This window comes from Spiractinospora alimapuensis, assembly GCF_018437505.1.
Taxonomy (GTDB): Bacteria; Actinomycetota; Actinomycetes; order Streptosporangiales; family Streptosporangiaceae; genus Spiractinospora; species Spiractinospora alimapuensis.
Map to the genome: position 1 here is coordinate 4,543,250 of NZ_CP072467.1, position 13,620 is coordinate 4,556,869.

At 69.1% G+C, this 13,620-nt stretch carries 18 protein-coding genes and 1 pseudogene; all 19 read right to left on the bottom strand.

What is annotated here, in order from left to right:
- Positions 1-3 precede the first annotated feature (3 nt).
- The 19 genes and pseudogenes from J4H86_RS21280 to J4H86_RS21370 all read right to left on the bottom strand — a co-directional run bounded on the left by J4H86_RS21280 (position 4) and on the right by J4H86_RS21370 (position 13,476).
- A complete protein-coding gene (locus tag J4H86_RS21280; protein WP_269134596.1) occupies positions 4-1,434 on the bottom strand; it encodes a phage portal protein in 1,431 nt (476 codons plus the stop codon).
- Positions 1,395-2,272 (bottom strand): annotated as a pseudogene (locus J4H86_RS21285) (IS5 family transposase). Before J4H86_RS21285 ends, J4H86_RS21280 begins: the two are co-directional and overlap by 40 nt.
- A 113-nt stretch (positions 2,273-2,385) precedes the next feature.
- A complete protein-coding gene (locus tag J4H86_RS21290) occupies positions 2,386-4,026 on the bottom strand; it encodes a hypothetical protein (RefSeq protein WP_236539727.1) in 1,641 nt (546 codons plus the stop codon).
- Positions 4,010-4,495, bottom strand: coding sequence for a phage terminase small subunit (locus J4H86_RS21295; protein ID WP_236539729.1), 486 nt, complete (start codon positions 4,493-4,495; stop codon positions 4,010-4,012). The genes J4H86_RS21290 and J4H86_RS21295 overlap by 17 nt, the downstream gene beginning before the upstream one ends.
- Positions 4,496-5,091: 596 nt before the next feature.
- Positions 5,092-5,415 (bottom strand): DUF732 domain-containing protein, encoded by a 324-nt coding sequence (locus tag J4H86_RS21300; RefSeq protein WP_236539731.1) that lies wholly within the window; start codon positions 5,413-5,415, stop codon positions 5,092-5,094.
- 898 nt (positions 5,416-6,313) lie between these two features.
- Positions 6,314-7,105, bottom strand: coding sequence for a hypothetical protein (locus J4H86_RS21305; protein ID WP_236539732.1), 792 nt, complete (start codon positions 7,103-7,105; stop codon positions 6,314-6,316).
- Positions 7,102-7,311, bottom strand: a complete 210-nt coding sequence (locus J4H86_RS21310; RefSeq protein WP_236539733.1) for a hypothetical protein — start codon at positions 7,309-7,311, stop codon at positions 7,102-7,104. The genes J4H86_RS21305 and J4H86_RS21310 overlap by 4 nt, the downstream gene beginning before the upstream one ends.
- Positions 7,308-7,760: a DUF6221 family protein gene (locus J4H86_RS21315; protein WP_236539734.1), complete on the bottom strand. Its 453-nt coding sequence runs from the start codon at positions 7,758-7,760 to the stop codon at positions 7,308-7,310. The genes J4H86_RS21310 and J4H86_RS21315 overlap by 4 nt, the downstream gene beginning before the upstream one ends.
- A complete protein-coding gene (locus J4H86_RS21320) occupies positions 7,757-7,972 on the bottom strand; it encodes a hypothetical protein (protein ID WP_236539735.1) in 216 nt (71 codons plus the stop codon). Before J4H86_RS21320 ends, J4H86_RS21315 begins: the two co-directional genes overlap by 4 nt.
- The gene (locus tag J4H86_RS21325; RefSeq protein ID WP_236539736.1) at positions 7,969-8,157 is read right to left on the bottom strand and encodes a hypothetical protein; all 189 of its coding nucleotides are present in this window, start codon (positions 8,155-8,157) and stop codon (positions 7,969-7,971) included. The genes J4H86_RS21320 and J4H86_RS21325 overlap by 4 nt, the downstream gene beginning before the upstream one ends.
- Complete coding sequence (locus J4H86_RS21330; protein ID WP_236539737.1) at positions 8,154-8,489, bottom strand: hypothetical protein; 336 nt, start codon at positions 8,487-8,489, stop codon at positions 8,154-8,156. The genes J4H86_RS21325 and J4H86_RS21330 overlap by 4 nt, the downstream gene beginning before the upstream one ends.
- On the bottom strand, positions 8,486-8,698 hold the full coding sequence (locus tag J4H86_RS21335; protein WP_236539738.1) for a hypothetical protein: 213 nt from the start codon (positions 8,696-8,698) through the stop codon (positions 8,486-8,488). The genes J4H86_RS21330 and J4H86_RS21335 overlap by 4 nt, the downstream gene beginning before the upstream one ends.
- A gap of 91 nt (positions 8,699-8,789) precedes the next feature.
- A complete protein-coding gene (locus J4H86_RS21340; protein WP_236539739.1) occupies positions 8,790-8,987 on the bottom strand; it encodes a hypothetical protein in 198 nt (65 codons plus the stop codon).
- 10 nt (positions 8,988-8,997) lie between these two features.
- Positions 8,998-9,474 (bottom strand): single-stranded DNA-binding protein, encoded by a 477-nt coding sequence (locus tag J4H86_RS21345; protein ID WP_236539740.1) that lies wholly within the window; start codon positions 9,472-9,474, stop codon positions 8,998-9,000.
- Between the two features lie 14 nt (positions 9,475-9,488).
- Positions 9,489-10,175 (bottom strand): ATP-binding protein, encoded by a 687-nt coding sequence (locus J4H86_RS21350; protein WP_236539741.1) that lies wholly within the window; start codon positions 10,173-10,175, stop codon positions 9,489-9,491.
- Complete coding sequence (locus J4H86_RS21355) at positions 10,172-11,113, bottom strand: hypothetical protein (protein WP_236539742.1); 942 nt, start codon at positions 11,111-11,113, stop codon at positions 10,172-10,174. The genes J4H86_RS21350 and J4H86_RS21355 overlap by 4 nt, the downstream gene beginning before the upstream one ends.
- Positions 11,114-11,195: 82 nt before the next feature.
- Positions 11,196-11,711: a RusA family crossover junction endodeoxyribonuclease gene (locus J4H86_RS21360; protein ID WP_236539744.1), complete on the bottom strand. Its 516-nt coding sequence runs from the start codon at positions 11,709-11,711 to the stop codon at positions 11,196-11,198.
- Positions 11,708-12,556, bottom strand: coding sequence for a recombinase RecT (locus J4H86_RS21365; protein WP_236539746.1), 849 nt, complete (start codon positions 12,554-12,556; stop codon positions 11,708-11,710). The genes J4H86_RS21360 and J4H86_RS21365 overlap by 4 nt, the downstream gene beginning before the upstream one ends.
- Positions 12,553-13,476: a lambda-exonuclease family protein gene (locus J4H86_RS21370; protein ID WP_236539747.1), complete on the bottom strand. Its 924-nt coding sequence runs from the start codon at positions 13,474-13,476 to the stop codon at positions 12,553-12,555. The genes J4H86_RS21365 and J4H86_RS21370 overlap by 4 nt, the downstream gene beginning before the upstream one ends.
- Positions 13,477-13,620 lie beyond the last annotated feature (144 nt).

Here is a 13,620-nt window from a genome sequence, read left to right on the forward strand (position 1 = left end):
TGGTCACACGTCACCCGCCGGCGGCTGCTGCCCCATGGCGTCAGTGATCGCACCGATCGGGTCCAGCGACCTTTCACGGTCGCGCATCGCAAGCACGTCGGCGATCTCCGTGGGAGTCAGCCCGTAGCGAGACGCGATGAACTCGAACGGGAACCCGATCTGCCGCAACTTCAACAGCGCGTCAGCGAGCTGCGCGTGCGACCGCGACTCAGCATCAGCCCACAGCACCCGACCCGACGTCAGGGCGCGGGCCTTGGCCTCGTCATTCTGGGCGAGAGCGATCAGCCGGAAGGCTTCGCGCAACCCCTGGCCGAACCAGAGCTGCTTCTCCTCGGTGCGCTTGACCAGGCCCGTCTCGGCCGCGATCAGGGCGTCCCCACTGAGGTTTGCCATCTTGCCAACCAAATAATGCTGAGGCGTTCTCGTCTGAGCCGCTATGTGCCCAACGCCGACCTCAATCACGGTGGTGAACGCGGACAGGTCCGCCGCGGACCACTCGGCTATCCGCGCGTTCTCGCCCTCAACCCAGAACACGCGGTCCTTGGCGAACTGTTTCAGATCCACCGGGCGTTCGCCGATGACCTGACCGCGCTCGTCGAGGATTGGCGTCTTAGGTACGTCGGCGCCAAGGATGACTCGCTGGGACAAACTGGCGTAGTCGCTGGCGGTGAACAGATGCGACCACAGGAGATTGATGGCGTCCTGCATGGCGGCCGCACCCGACACGTCCGAGAGCGGTTCATCGGCGAGCAGAGGCCGGTTCGGCAGCTCCACGACCGGCACGACGCCCATAGGGTTGGGCTGCGGGTTCGGCTCGTCCTCGCCCACCTCGCGGGGCTGCCACTCCAACACCTCATCAACCCCGGCCATGTTCATGCTCTTGGCCTGGCGCAGCAGCGGCCTCTTGAACTTCCACACCTCGGTGGGCAGGTACAGGGTGGCGAACTCGGCGCTGCCGTCCTGCCAGCGCTTGAGCGCCGCGCGACGCTTGCGGCGGGACCCCGGCTCGTAGGCCACGACGCACTCGCGCGCGTCCTCGAACGTCACCTCCGGCGTATCCGGATCGTCCGGGTGGCCCCACACGAGCACGAACGAGCGGGCCGCGATGCCCGCGCCGAGGAAGCCGAGCTGAGAATCGGCATCCAAGCCATTGGCCTGCCACACGCGCCACAGGTCCCGGTCGGCGCGCTCGGCCCGGTCGGCCTGCACGCCGGTGACGGTCAGCCGCTCCACCGGGGAGTCGGCGACCACCTGTGTCCAGTTGTCCGAGAAGCCTCGGTATCGCTGTCCGAAGTACTCACGGAACTCAGGACTCGCGAACCTGAGCGGGTGAACTCCCCCGTAGTAGTCGTTAAGTCGGCTCGCCTCGCCTGAGCGACTAACCAGTTCCGCCTCTAGGTCGTGTTTTTTGAACGGGTGAGGTCGCGGAGCCAGATCCGGATGGAGGCGATTTGCGTGGTTCCGTCGTAGATCACGGCTCGTTTGTCGTATCTGGTCGCGACCGCTCGGTTTTGCTTGAGCAGGTTGATGGACCGTTCGACGGTGTTGCGGTTTCGGTAGGTGTCCCGGTCGAAGGTCGGGGGTCTGCCGCCTTTGGCTCCTTTGCGTTTGCGGTTGGCGCTTTGGTCGGCGGGCTGGGCGATGGTCGCCCGGATGCCTCGTCTGCGCAGGTGGGCCCGGATCGCTGATGAGGAGTAGGCCTTGTCTGCCAGCAGACGGTCCGGGCGAGTCCGTGAGCGGCCGGCGCCGCGCGGCAGCCGTAGCGCGGCCATCAGCGGCTCGAACATGCGGGTGTCACCGCGCTGGCCGGGGCTGGTGGCGATGGCCAAGGGGCGGCGACGGTTGTCGGCGATCAGGTGAATCTTGGTGGTCAGTCCTCCCCGGGAGCGTCCCAGTGCTTCGGACCCGTCCGGTTCGTTCCGGGCCGCTCCCCCTTTTTTGTGGCGCCGGCGGCGTGGTGGTGGGCGCGCACGGTGGTGGAGTCGATGCCGACCTCGAGGGCCTCGCCGGTGGCGGCGTCGATACGCAGCCGTTCGGCGATCCTGTCCCAGGTCCCGTCCAGTGACCAGCGGCGGTGCCGCCCGGCAGCGGTCTCCCAGGGCCCGTACCGCTCGGGCAGATCCCGCCAGGGGATCCCGGTGCGGGTTCTGAACAGGATCGCGTTGATGACCTTGCGGTGGTCGGCCCACCGCTTTCCTTTGTGGGGGTGGGCGGGCATGAGCGGGGCGAGCAAAGCCCATTCCTCGTCGGTGAGTTCATGGCGTCGAACCATGCCACCCAACACTTCCAGACCACCCACCCACCCCGCAGACCCTCCACAAAACACGACCTAGGAGGGTAACGAGCTGGCGCGCCTGGTCGATGGAGACCACCGGGCCTCCTCTCTCAAGCGGTGTAGACGTAGGTCTTCCGGACGCGGGCCAACCCGGCGGCGACGGCGTCCATGGCCGCCTCGTGAGCGAGGATGCTGGTGACGGCGGCGTCGATCTTCTGGTGCTCGGACGCCTTGCGGAGCACGTACCGATCGCCGGGCCGGGCGGCCGTCCTTGCGTTGGCGATGTGGTCCGCGGTCATCTCGCATCCATCGTGCGTGAACGTCGAATCCTTCTTCGTCACGTCCGTGCGCAGACGCTCAGCCGCGGCGTGCATCTGCACCACCCGGCGCGTGTGCCAGCGGATGATCCGGCGCTCCCCGTACTTCTCGACCCACGTGTCGACCTCGGTCTCCCAATAGGGAGGATCCGCGTAGACAAGGGCGACGTCGTACACCCTCATGAGTTCGTCGAGGGCGGCGTCGACCTCCAGCCGCGGCACTTGGCCGTCCGGGTAGTCAGCCGGATTCCACACGGTCGGCCGCTGGTCGGGCCCATAGGTCGGCGTGAACTGGTGCCCGTCGAGGGCCTCGGCGCGGATCGCGGTGTGGTCGTCGATGTCGGACCCGTCGAACCCGAGCACGACCCGCGTGCCCGGCTTGACCTCCCGGGCCTCGGTCCGTGCGGCCCACGCCTCCGAATCCAGCCACGACCCGGTGCCGCTGACGACGCGGTTTCCGAAAAAGCGTTCCGCCTGCGCCGGGTCCTTCTCCAACAGCTCGGCGGCCTCGGCCTCGATGGCGTCCAGGTCCACGTGGCTGGATCCGGCGTAGACGTACCGGTGGATCTTCTGTCGCTGCCGTTTGTTGTCGTACTTCAAAGCCTTCGGGGCCTGCGGGTGGTACCGGAAGATGTCCTTCGCCCTGGAGGCAGCGGTGCGCTGGGCGTAGGAATCCTCGCTGGGGTCCCACGTGTTCGTGGTCTCCAACGACCGGCCAGACATACCCGCCAGGCCACGGCGCTGGGCTTCCGCGACTGGGATCATCTTGTTCGTGGTCGTGTACGTCCCGGTCTCGTCCTGCAACGCAAACACAATCGGGTTACCAAGCCGCGAACGCGCCGAGGAGGTGACGACGTCAGCACGGCCACCGCCGTCGCCGGTCAGGATGCGGGTGAACTCCTCACCCGTGGTCAACAGTTCGGCGAGCGGGCCGTTCTTGACCATCGCCTTCAAGTGGCCGTACACGTTCGTCTCGACCTGGTCAGAAGACGCACCGAGCATCTGGATCAACGGGTCGTGCCACGGCATCCCCATCGGTTCGCCGGGCTCGTAGGCGTACCACCACCCGCACCCACAGCCGTGGGCCGAACAGCGGTAGACTTCGCCACCCTTGGCCCATCCGGCGAACACGACCGGGCCGACCATCTCTGCGAGGGTGATCGCCGCGCTCCAAGGGCCCTTGCCAGTCTTCTGCGGAGCGACGACCTGGGAGCGCCGATAGTGAAACGCGGTGGAGCGCTGCCCGAACGTGGCCCGGGGCTTGATCCGGTAGTGGTTGACGGTGCACCACAGCTGCCAGGGGTAGAGCTCCATGGGCTCACCGGCTCGAAAGCCCCCGGGGATGGGCAGGTGGGATTCCATCCAGTCCGGCACGACCCACAGGGTGGGGAAGTCGACAACGAACGCGTCGGCCGCGCTAGGAGCCTTCGCCATCGCGGACGACCTTCAACCGGTCCCGCGCCGACTTGCGGGCCGTCGGCTTTGTCGCGGTTCCGGCGGCAGTCTCCTCGGCTTCGTGGTGATCCGCAGGGGCGATTTTCCACCGCAGCCGAGCCATGCCCGGCGCGGTCAGCCCCAGCGATTCGAGGTACTGGCGGGTGAGTTTGGCGTCCTCGGTGCGCGGCTTGTCGCCCTCGGCACGGGCCAAGGTGCGGGCGAACAGCGCGACCTCGAAGTGGAGGCCGTTCTCCTCCCACATGATCGCCTGCGGGCGCGTCCACAGGTCCCGCCACAGATCCCACTCGCGAGGCTGGACATCCTCCAACGGGAACTCCGGAGTCGGGCCGGTGCGCCCCTCGGCCGGGAGGGTTCGCCATCCGGCGGCGTCGCTCTTGCGGTTGCGTCGTAGCGCGGTCGGATCCGGGGCGGGGCCGGACGTTGCGCGGGCACCTCCACTGGGCATCGGGCCTCCTGTTGGTGGGCTGCGTTGCGCAGCACTGAGCGTCATCACATTGCGTGACGACTGGGGCCTTTTGATCTTGACGGAGTAGGCGAAGCCCTCCCCGGCGCCCCGGAGCAGCAGGTCAGAAGGGGGTCACCCCCCGGAGGTCGGTGACTTTCTGTCATTCCATCCGGCGGGCTGCTCGGCCGCGGTGATCCTGCTGTGACAACGTTTCGTCAGCGCCATCAGGTTCGTCCAGTCGTGACCGCGCGGTCCGAGCGGACCGAGACCATCTCGATGGTGAACCTCAGTGGCTCGCGGCCGGATGATCCACGGCTGCGCTGAATGCTCTTCGCACTCGCACAGCTCATGCACACGTAGATACTGAGCGCGCGTGCGATACCAGCGCGCGTCGTAGCCAGCGGCTGCGCTGGTGCGTCGGCGTGCGCGTGCTGTGCGGCGGCAGTCGTCGCACCGGCCGGCGCGGGTGAGGGTGGGGCATCCAGGGGTGGGGCACACCTGTAGGGCCCTGGGGGGCATGGGGGGTCACCTCCTGCGGGGGGTGCCTCCATGTGATCGGGGCAGCGCGATCTGCCCCCCGGTCGTCCTTCGCTGGCTTACTGGTCGCAGAGGTAGACCTCAGCGTGCCCGACCAGCGGCGCGGCGACCTTGCTGATCGGGGTGTCCTCACCAGCGGGCTGGAGCGACTGCACCACCGAGGTGGGGTCCATACCGTCAGCCAGGTCCTCGCACACGGCGTACCCGAGGTCCAGGTTGTCCTGGTCGCTGAGTCCGGCGATGCCGGACCCTGCCTCGCTCGCGTCGTCGTACAGCGCGTCGAGGAATTGTTGCTCGTGCTCGGGGAGGTCGGGGTCGCCGCTCCCGCAAGCGGTGACCGCGGCCAGGGCGAGAACAGTGATGGGGAGGTATGCGTGACGCATGTCTACTCCAGGGGGCTGGGGGATATACGCGTGAGACGTTCCCGCATCTGCGAAGGTTCCCCAGATCTGAGTAACTGGCCCGGCTCGACGCGTCCCCCTCAAGCCACGGAGCCGGGCCAGGCTTTGGGTGATCTGGAATGTGGCGCCGAGTTCCGGATCAATCGATTCTCGTGGGTCACACGACCAACAAGGATGCGAGAACTGAGGGGGTAGTCATTTCATTGCTGCCGGTAGATTCTCAGGGGCTAATTCGGTTCCGATGCCTATTGAATTCAAAAATGTTGCGATAGCCTCGCTGATGCTTCGAAGCTCACCAGCCGTCGATTGGCGCGCCGTCGACGGCAAGCGGCCCGTCGCGGCAGGATGATTCCAGCCGTAAAGGAACGCCCATGGTGGATGAGCCAGAGGAGCACCCGTGGTGGCTACACCCTGACGTACTGCGCGTGGCAGAGCTCCTGCTGCGTATCGTCTGGGAGGTGATGCGCCACAGGTAGGGCCACCACGATGTTCGTGGTGGCCCCTGGAGCCCCGCCGGGTGGAGTAGCTGGACGCGCCCGCCCGGTGGGGTACACATTTCAATGAGCAAGGTGTAACCCTGAGTTGCAACTTAGTGTTTCAAAATCCAGAGCGCCCTGCATGAAACATCTAGGCATGCCTGCATAAAACATATAGGCATGCCTATACATAGATAATCGCAGGACACGTTCACTGTCAACCGCATGGTTGTCAGAATGCGAACCGGGTGGTTCCATCCCGCTCAGTCCAGCAGATTTGACCGTCCGATGCCGAGCTGACTCCCAGGGGCTCGAAGGGCGAGTGCCCCGGACGCACGAAAGCCCCGCGCTGGGCGGGGCTTAAGTACAAGTCTTCGATTAGATCACTGAATCTAGCCGATGTGTCAAGTCGGCGCAACCGCCTGCGTCCGTGCTCCTCGTCGCCGGTCGGTCATGGCGGTGACGGTGGTGGTGTGGTCCGGACTGCCGCTGGTGCATCGGACGTGGCCGTCGATGCCGAGGCCGGGCGCCAGGAGGGCGACGAGGTCGCCGTCGCATGGGGTTGGCCTGCCGCCTTCGTCGAGGCTCACTGCGGGGCATCGGCGGTGAAGCGGAACACGCCGTACGGGCAGGTCCACCGCGCGCTGGGCCTGGCGCACCGCCGCGAGAACTTCGTCCACCAGCTCGGCGCCGTACGCCTTGTGGCGCGCCCATCCGACGAGTGGCGCGAGCCAGCTCGCCATGGCGCTGAGCTGATCATCGGGCAGTTCCCCGCCGGTCTCTTCGTGGATCACCCGCACCCACCCGATGAGGGTGGAACGCAGGACGTCGGCGGCTTCGCTTGCCGCGAGGTTGATCAGCAGCGGGCTCTCGGCGCTCCTGGACCGCCGACCCCCGCCGCCCCCACTGCCGCTTGTCCCCATCTTCGCGACCGCGAGGTCGAGGTCGACGTCGAGCCCGTGCACGCGCCCGTCGCCGGCGACCTGTCGGAGCGCCGCCGTGGCGCCCCCGGCGCACCCGCCGCACACGTAGGCGTCGTCCCCGCCTGCGTCGCGTCCGCACAACTGGCAATTCACTGTCGGCATCAGGACCCCCGAGTCGATGCAGTCAAGGTATGATGGCTGCGTACCTTCGGTTGGGGGGATTCCGGGGGAGCGCAGGCCCAGGTGGAGCACGACCGCCTGGGCCTTTTTCATGTGCGGCCTTCCTCGGGGAGGTCTTCGCGGGCGGGCCACGGCGCCTGGCGCTTGGGTGCGGGTGCGGTGCCGACGATGAGCCCTGTCAGGCCGGCGATGAGTCCGGTCAAGGCGTGGCGCCAGTCGCTGGCGTAGAGCGCGAAGACCAGGCCGGCGGGGAGCGCCAGGCCGAGCACGGCGGCGACGCCGGTGCGTAGGTGGGTCACAGAGACCACTCCTGTCGGTAGTCGGGGTGGTCCTGGTATCCGGCGGCGAGGTGGCGCAGGATCCGGTCGCCGATGTAGGGCTCCTCGGCCGCATCCCTGTCCCCGACGCGCCTGTCGGTGTCAACCGACATGTCCAGGCCCGACGCCTCAGCGGCGAGATCGATGATCTGCCGCTTGGCGGCGATCTCTCGGAGCACCCGCTCCGGGTCGTGGCGGGCGACGTGTTCCGCGAGGTGGCGGTGCCCCGATTGGCGGAGGAGGGTCCCGCCGAGTCGGTACCACTTGCTCCCGTCGGGGTGGTCTGGGTGGGGTGCGCCCACAGACCAGACCTCCTCTTCTGCGCTGCCGTACGCGGACCACTGCTCGTGTCGGGCCTGCGCGGCGGCGAGGTGTGCGGCCTGCTCGTCGTCGTCGAGGCGGGCGCGGAGGAACTCGACGATGTCGGTCACTGGGGCTCCTGGGTGGTGGGCCATGGGGTGGTGCCGTGTCGGTAGGGCGACCATGCGCATACGGCGCACAAGCCCACCCCGCCGATGACGTGGACCGCTCCGCTGGTCATGGCGTAGACCCATCCGACAGTGAGGGCGGGCCGGTCGCAGGCGGGGCATTGGTGGTCGTCGTCCATGCGGAGGGTCGGAGTCACCTCCTCGCTGCCGGTCACTGGGTCTCCTGGGTCGGTGTCCATCGCATGGCGTCGGGGCCAATGCTGGGGTCGGGTCGGGTGCCGTCGAGCCGGGCGAGGATCTCGCCCGCGGCGTCGGGCTGTAGGGCGTGGCGTAGGGCTTCGCCGGCGGCGTCCGCGGTGACGCCGTACGCGCGGACGGCCTCCAAGTCGGGGTCGGTCATGGTGTCTCCTTGTCCTCTCTGGGCTTCTCAGCGAGCCGTTCCTGTCGGGCCTTCTCGTTGGCCGGCGTCCCGTCGCCGCGGGGGATGCCGATCCGGTCGCAGCAGCGGCCGCACCGGGGCTGGCGCGTCCGCGACGCGTACCCGGGCATGCGCCAGGGGGCCCGGAGCCCGCACGTGGCGCGGTGTGTCGGTCCGGGGTGCTCGCACAGCAGGTCGACCTGGGCGTCGTCGTCGGGGTCGGCGACGGCGCGGGGGACAGCGTGGAGCCGGCGCCAGGAGCCCGTCACCAGCCACCAGTAGTGGTGGTTCCGCGGCGTCGGGTAGGCGGTCACTGGTCGTCCTTGCCGTCGACGACGCGGATGGTGGGACACGGCCACGGGACGGCGTACTCTCCGGGGGTGCCGCACGAGGAGCAGGAGGGGGCGATGTCGCCGTAGCCGCCATCCGGGAGGTATCCCTGCCCCGGGACGGGCCGGTGGAGGTCGCGGACGCGGTCGAGCTGGTCCACGCGGATCGCGGCCAGGTCGATGGGGTCACTCATGAGTGGTGTCCTTTCCGAGGATCGTGGCGGCGGTCTCGACCGCGGCACGTCGTAGGAGGTCGGCCGGGGACAGCTCTGGCATCGGTGTTCCTTAGGGTTCGCGGGTGTCGAGGACGACAGCGTCGCCGGCGGGGTCGGGTTCGCCGTCTTCGTTCTGGCGCTCCGTGTCACCGGTGAGCTCCTGGTAGGCGTCGTAGCCGACTTCCACCAGGAGCACTTGGCAGTGCGCCGCTGTGGGGTCTTCCTCGATCAGCCGGTCGGCGAGGTCGCGTAGTTCGGCGAGGGTCATTTGGTTCTCCTCAGAACGGGGGTTCGGCGTTCGGTTCGGCAGACGGCGCGCTGCCCCATGGGTCGTTCGCGGGTGGTCCGGCGTTGCCCTGCGGGCGGCCCCCCTGCCCCTGGCCTCCGGGGCGGGAGGTCTTGGTGACGCTGGCGGTCGCGCTCCGGAGCGAGGGGCCGACGTCGTCGACCTCGACCTCGTACACGGTGCGCTTCTCACCCTGCTGGGTCTCATACGAGCGTTGCCGTAGCCGGCCCTGCACGATGACGCGCATGCCGCGCTGGAGGGTCTCGGCGACGTTCTCCGCCGCCTGGCGCCACACGTTGCAGGTCAGGAACAGCGCCTCGCCGTCCTTCCACTCACCCGACTGGCGGTCGTAGAAGCGCGGCGTCGAGGCCACCCGGAACCGCGCCACCGCGGCGCCGTTCTGGGTGAAACGCAACTCGGGGTTGTCGACGAGGTTGCCGACGAGGGTCAACGGGGTGTCGCCTGCCATGGGGTTGTCCTGTTCTAGCTCATCCGGCGGTCGGTGCCGGTGATGTGGATGCGGGTGGTCATGCCGATGACGCGGGAGGCGACGCGGTCGCCGACCATGTCGGGGAGGTCGGCCGGGGAACGGTTGGTGGTGATCAGCGTCGGCCGCTGGTGGTTGTACCTCGCGTTGATGAGCCGGTACAGGGTCTCCTCGGTCCACGCGGACTCGCGTGCGGTGCCGAGGTCATCCAGGAGCAGCAGCGGGCTGGTCGTGGCCCGCCGCATCACACGCTCCCGGTCGGTGGCGTCGCCGGCGCCTGGGCGTAGTGCTGCGTAGAGGTCGGGCATGGTCCAGGCGGTGAAGGAGAACCGGGTCGGGCCGGCGAGGGCCACGTGCCTTGCGGCGGCGTAGGCGAGGTGGGTTTTCCCGCTGCCGGTGCCGCCCCACAGCAGGAGCGACGTCGCGGTGTCCGGGGTGGTGGCGACCTGGTCGGCCCACGCGGCGACCGCCGGGTGGTCGCACTCCACGCCGCGGTACCGAGGCGGCGCGGCGGCGTCGAACCGACTCAAGGCCGCCTGCACGCGCTGGCGCCGGTGGTACGCCGGGTGCCCCGGCTCGTCCGGCGACGGCCCATCGTCAACTGGTCCCGGCGTGGTGTCTTCGCCGCGCTCGGCGATGATTCGGGCGAGCCGGTCTAGGAGGTCGGTGTCGGAGCGGGTCATGCGTCACCTGCTTGCGGCCACGGGTCTGGGTTCGGTCCGTAGTCCGCGTTCCGATAGGGCTGGTGGCCCGAGGCGCCGACGGCGCGCTGGTGGGGCTGTTGCCACTCGGCGGCCTTGCGGATCCAGTTGCGCCAGCCGGCTTCCCAGTCCTTGAGGGCGCGGCCTTTGGAGTGCGCGTGGTCGATGAACGCCGCGGTCTCGCGGTCGACGTCGACGCCGGGCGCGTTGGCGGTTGCCCAGTCGCGCATCAGGGTGGTCGCGGCGAAGTCCGGGGGGATGCGGCGCGCGCGCCGCGTGGGCGCGTTAGCGCCCCCATTCCCTGTTCCTTTCCCTGTTCCCTGTTCCCTGTTCCGGCACTGAATCGTCAGTGAGTCCTCAATGAGTGCTCCGTGAGTGCCGTTTCCGCTGGTGAAGAGGGGAACGACGGTGCTGTCGGCGGGTTCGGCGACCGCGGTCGCGTTGTCGTCGCCACGCGTGCTCGATCCGGGCATTTCGGGCGCGTGTTGGGGGGCGCGTGAGCCTTCATCCGCCCCCGCTTGAGGACCGTGTGAGTCCTCACTGACGCCTCCGTGAGGACTCACTGAATCGTCAGTGAGCCGCCCGCCCGGTGGCGGTGGGTCGGCTTCACCGGGCGCCGGCAAGCGCGACGGTGTCGGCCGGTTGATTCGCTGGTGCTCCTCCCAGGCCGCGACCGCCAGCACCGGCCGCCCCCCGGCGCGGTACCGGCGGATCAGCCCCGCGGCGGCCAGCGCCTGGAGGTCGCCCTCGACATCAGCCGCGGTCCGGTCGTCCAGCGGCCACACGGCCGCCTTCACCAACCGGGAGTCGTCGACGGCGCGGCCCTCGTCGTCGACGTGGGTCCACAGCCCGATGAACGTCAGGCGCGCCTCGACTGTGAGGTCGGCAATGGTCAGGCTGGTGAAGAATTCCGGCTTCACCGTCCGGATCCTCGCCATGGTCCCCCCTGCTATGAGTCGGTGGCCGCCCCGGCCCCTCGCGCGGGGCGGCCTGGGTGAGTGGTCAGTTGGCGGTCGGCGCCAGCGCCGTGACGTCGATCCGCGCCCCGGGCCGGGCGAGCGCCCCGGAGAGCGCCGTCCCGTCGCCGACGTCCGGGTACGTCTTCGCGGCCGACAGGGCGACGACGCGCGAGTCGTCGACCAGGGCGCCGCCCTCGGCGAGGGCATCGAGGATCGCGCGACAGTGCTTGTCCAGGTCGCCCGCGGAACGCCTGAGCGGCCATGCGCGCGTGACTGTTCTCGGCCGCGCCACCGTGACGACCAGGCGGACCGCCACCGGCCCGTCGTGCGGCCAGACGCCGGCCGGTTCACCGAGGTGTCGCCGCTCCTGGATCACGCGCCGAACCTCGGCGGCGACCAGGTGGCGCCACGTCCGCAGCTTCGGCGAGTCGGCGACCAGCCGGCCGCCTCCTATATGGCGGAGGCTGCCTTGCGGGGCCGGCGCGCCGTACGCGGTCACAGCGAGCGCGGGGATGGGGCCGCCCCCGGTGGGGGCGGCCGTGGCGTGGGTGGTGGTCATTCCGCACCTGCTGCGAACGCGGACTCGGTCGGGGTCGGTTCGGCGCTCGTCGCCGGGTCGACCAGCTCGGCGTCGTACACCTCGCCTGTGTCTTCATCCACGGCGGGCGAGCCGCTGGAGGAGGGTGCTTGGTGTTGTTCGTTGGCGACGTCCTGGGCGGCGCGGAGCTGCTCACGCCGGTATTCACTGGAGGTGGGGATCCATTTGGCGAGCTGTCGGACAGCGGACTTGAGCCACATCGATTCCTCCCAGCGCTGCCACGGGGAGTACTGCGAGTCGGCACCATCGGATTGGGCTCGGATCTTGGCGATGTGTGCCCGGTTGAGCACGATCACCTTGCTGACGGCGCCGTCCTTCATGACGGCGTAGGCGTAGACCAGGCGCATTCGGCCGCGATCTTCGGTGTCCCAGTCGATCTCGTGCACTGGTCGGTCGTGGCGGCCCGGCGCGTAGTCGAACCTGTCGGCCTCGTGGACGATCTCGGCGACAACGGAGGAGATCGCCCCGGCGCGGTGCATCAGCTCGACTAGCCCTTGCCAGCCAGTGATGCCCTGGACTTCGAGCTGGCCTTTGCGCTTGCGTGGGGTGAGGTAGTACTCGGCGGTGCCCGGGGTGAGTCCTTGTTGGGCGGCCTCCATCAGCGCGGTCATCAGCGCGCCGGGGTTGTTGGCGGCGGCCTGGGCGAGTTTCGGGTCGCGGCGCAGTACACCTTGAGCGAGCCGGACCCACTGGGCGGGCTTGACGTGGGTCGGCATGACCTGGGTGAGGTCAGCGCGGTACTGCTCGACCATGGCGCCAGGGCCGGATTCGCGCTTGGCCACAGCGTTCGTGATGGTCTCGGTCATCGGGGCTCCTTGGCGCGTGCGGGCATGAGGGACTTCGTGGTGCCGTCGTCGCGGACGACACGGGTGGCGACCGGGGCGCCGAGGCAGACGGCACGCCGGCCAGTGCCGATCAGGTCGAGGATCGTCGACGTGGCGCGCCTCTTCTCGGCCTCTGCGTTCTTCGCGGCGGCCAGAGCTTCCCGGTACTCGTCGGCGACGAAGCCGGGAACGTCAACCTCGACGTCGTCCACGCCGTCGGGCAGTGTCTTGACGACCTGGTACGTGGCCGTGGCGCCGTCGATCGGCGGACGGGACCCCGGACGGTCCGGTCCGGGGAGGCTGGCGATGAAGTCGGTAGCGGCCCGCCGCATCAGCGCGATCTCTTCCTCGGCACCGTCACGCGTGATCACGTACTCGCGGTAGTCGCTCCCGGCGACGAGAACGGCTACGTGGGCCGTGTCGAGGTCGAGGACATCCAGGTACCACAGCACCTGGCACCGGTAGTAGACCGGGATCTGGGCCGTTCCCGGCTCGCCCCACCCGGTGTCGTCGCGGGCGGTCTTGATCTCCAGCACCGCGCGCGCCTTGCGGCCGTGACGCGTGTAGATCAGCCGGTCCGGGCTCGCGAGCCGGTCGCTGGCGACCGCGTCGCCGAGTGCCCACACGCCACCCGCACCGACCCGAAGTTCGGGGTGGGCGTCGGCGAACGCGGCGGCGATCGCGGGCTCCAGGCGGCGCCCCCAGTCCATCTGGGGGTTCTCCGGCTGCTCGCCGGCGAGCCCCGCCTTGCGATGCCACAGAGAGAACGCACTCTCCCACGGGGACAAGCCGAGGATCGCCGCTACGTCGCTACCGCCCACGCGCCGCGCGCGCTGGGCGAAGAACGCCGCGGATCCCGGAGTCCGGGGCGGCAGCGCAACCAAGTCGACGCGGCTACTCATCTTCATCCGCGACCACCGCGCCGCCGCCCTGGCCCTCGTCGGCGTCCTCCTGGTCGAAGGCGTCGCCGAGCTGAGCGGCGAGCTCTTTCATATCCATTGGTCCTCCTGGGGGTGGCCCGCCCCGCGAGGGGGCGGGCCGTGGGT

Coding starts and splice junctions, on each gene's coding strand:
- J4H86_RS21290 (WP_236539727.1), bottom strand. CDS start 4,026: ATGGCGAAGGCTCCTAGCGCGGCCGACGCGTTCGTTGTCGACTTCCCC.
- J4H86_RS21295 (WP_236539729.1), bottom strand. CDS start 4,495: ATGCCCAGTGGAGGTGCCCGCGCAACGTCCGGCCCCGCCCCGGATCCG.
- J4H86_RS21300 (WP_236539731.1), bottom strand. CDS start 5,415: ATGCGTCACGCATACCTCCCCATCACTGTTCTCGCCCTGGCCGCGGTC.
- J4H86_RS21305 (WP_236539732.1), bottom strand. CDS start 7,105: ATGAAAAAGGCCCAGGCGGTCGTGCTCCACCTGGGCCTGCGCTCCCCC.
- J4H86_RS21325 (WP_236539736.1), bottom strand. CDS start 8,157: ATGACCGACCCCGACTTGGAGGCCGTCCGCGCGTACGGCGTCACCGCG.
- J4H86_RS21335 (WP_236539738.1), bottom strand. CDS start 8,698: ATGAGTGACCCCATCGACCTGGCCGCGATCCGCGTGGACCAGCTCGAC.
- J4H86_RS21340 (WP_236539739.1), bottom strand. CDS start 8,987: ATGACCCTCGCCGAACTACGCGACCTCGCCGACCGGCTGATCGAGGAA.
- J4H86_RS21345 (WP_236539740.1), bottom strand. CDS start 9,474: ATGGCAGGCGACACCCCGTTGACCCTCGTCGGCAACCTCGTCGACAAC.
- J4H86_RS21350 (WP_236539741.1), bottom strand. CDS start 10,175: ATGACCCGCTCCGACACCGACCTCCTAGACCGGCTCGCCCGAATCATC.
- J4H86_RS21360 (WP_236539744.1), bottom strand. CDS start 11,711: ATGACCACCACCCACGCCACGGCCGCCCCCACCGGGGGCGGCCCCATC.
- J4H86_RS21365 (WP_236539746.1), bottom strand. CDS start 12,556: ATGACCGAGACCATCACGAACGCTGTGGCCAAGCGCGAATCCGGCCCT.
- J4H86_RS21370 (WP_236539747.1), bottom strand. CDS start 13,476: ATGAGTAGCCGCGTCGACTTGGTTGCGCTGCCGCCCCGGACTCCGGGA.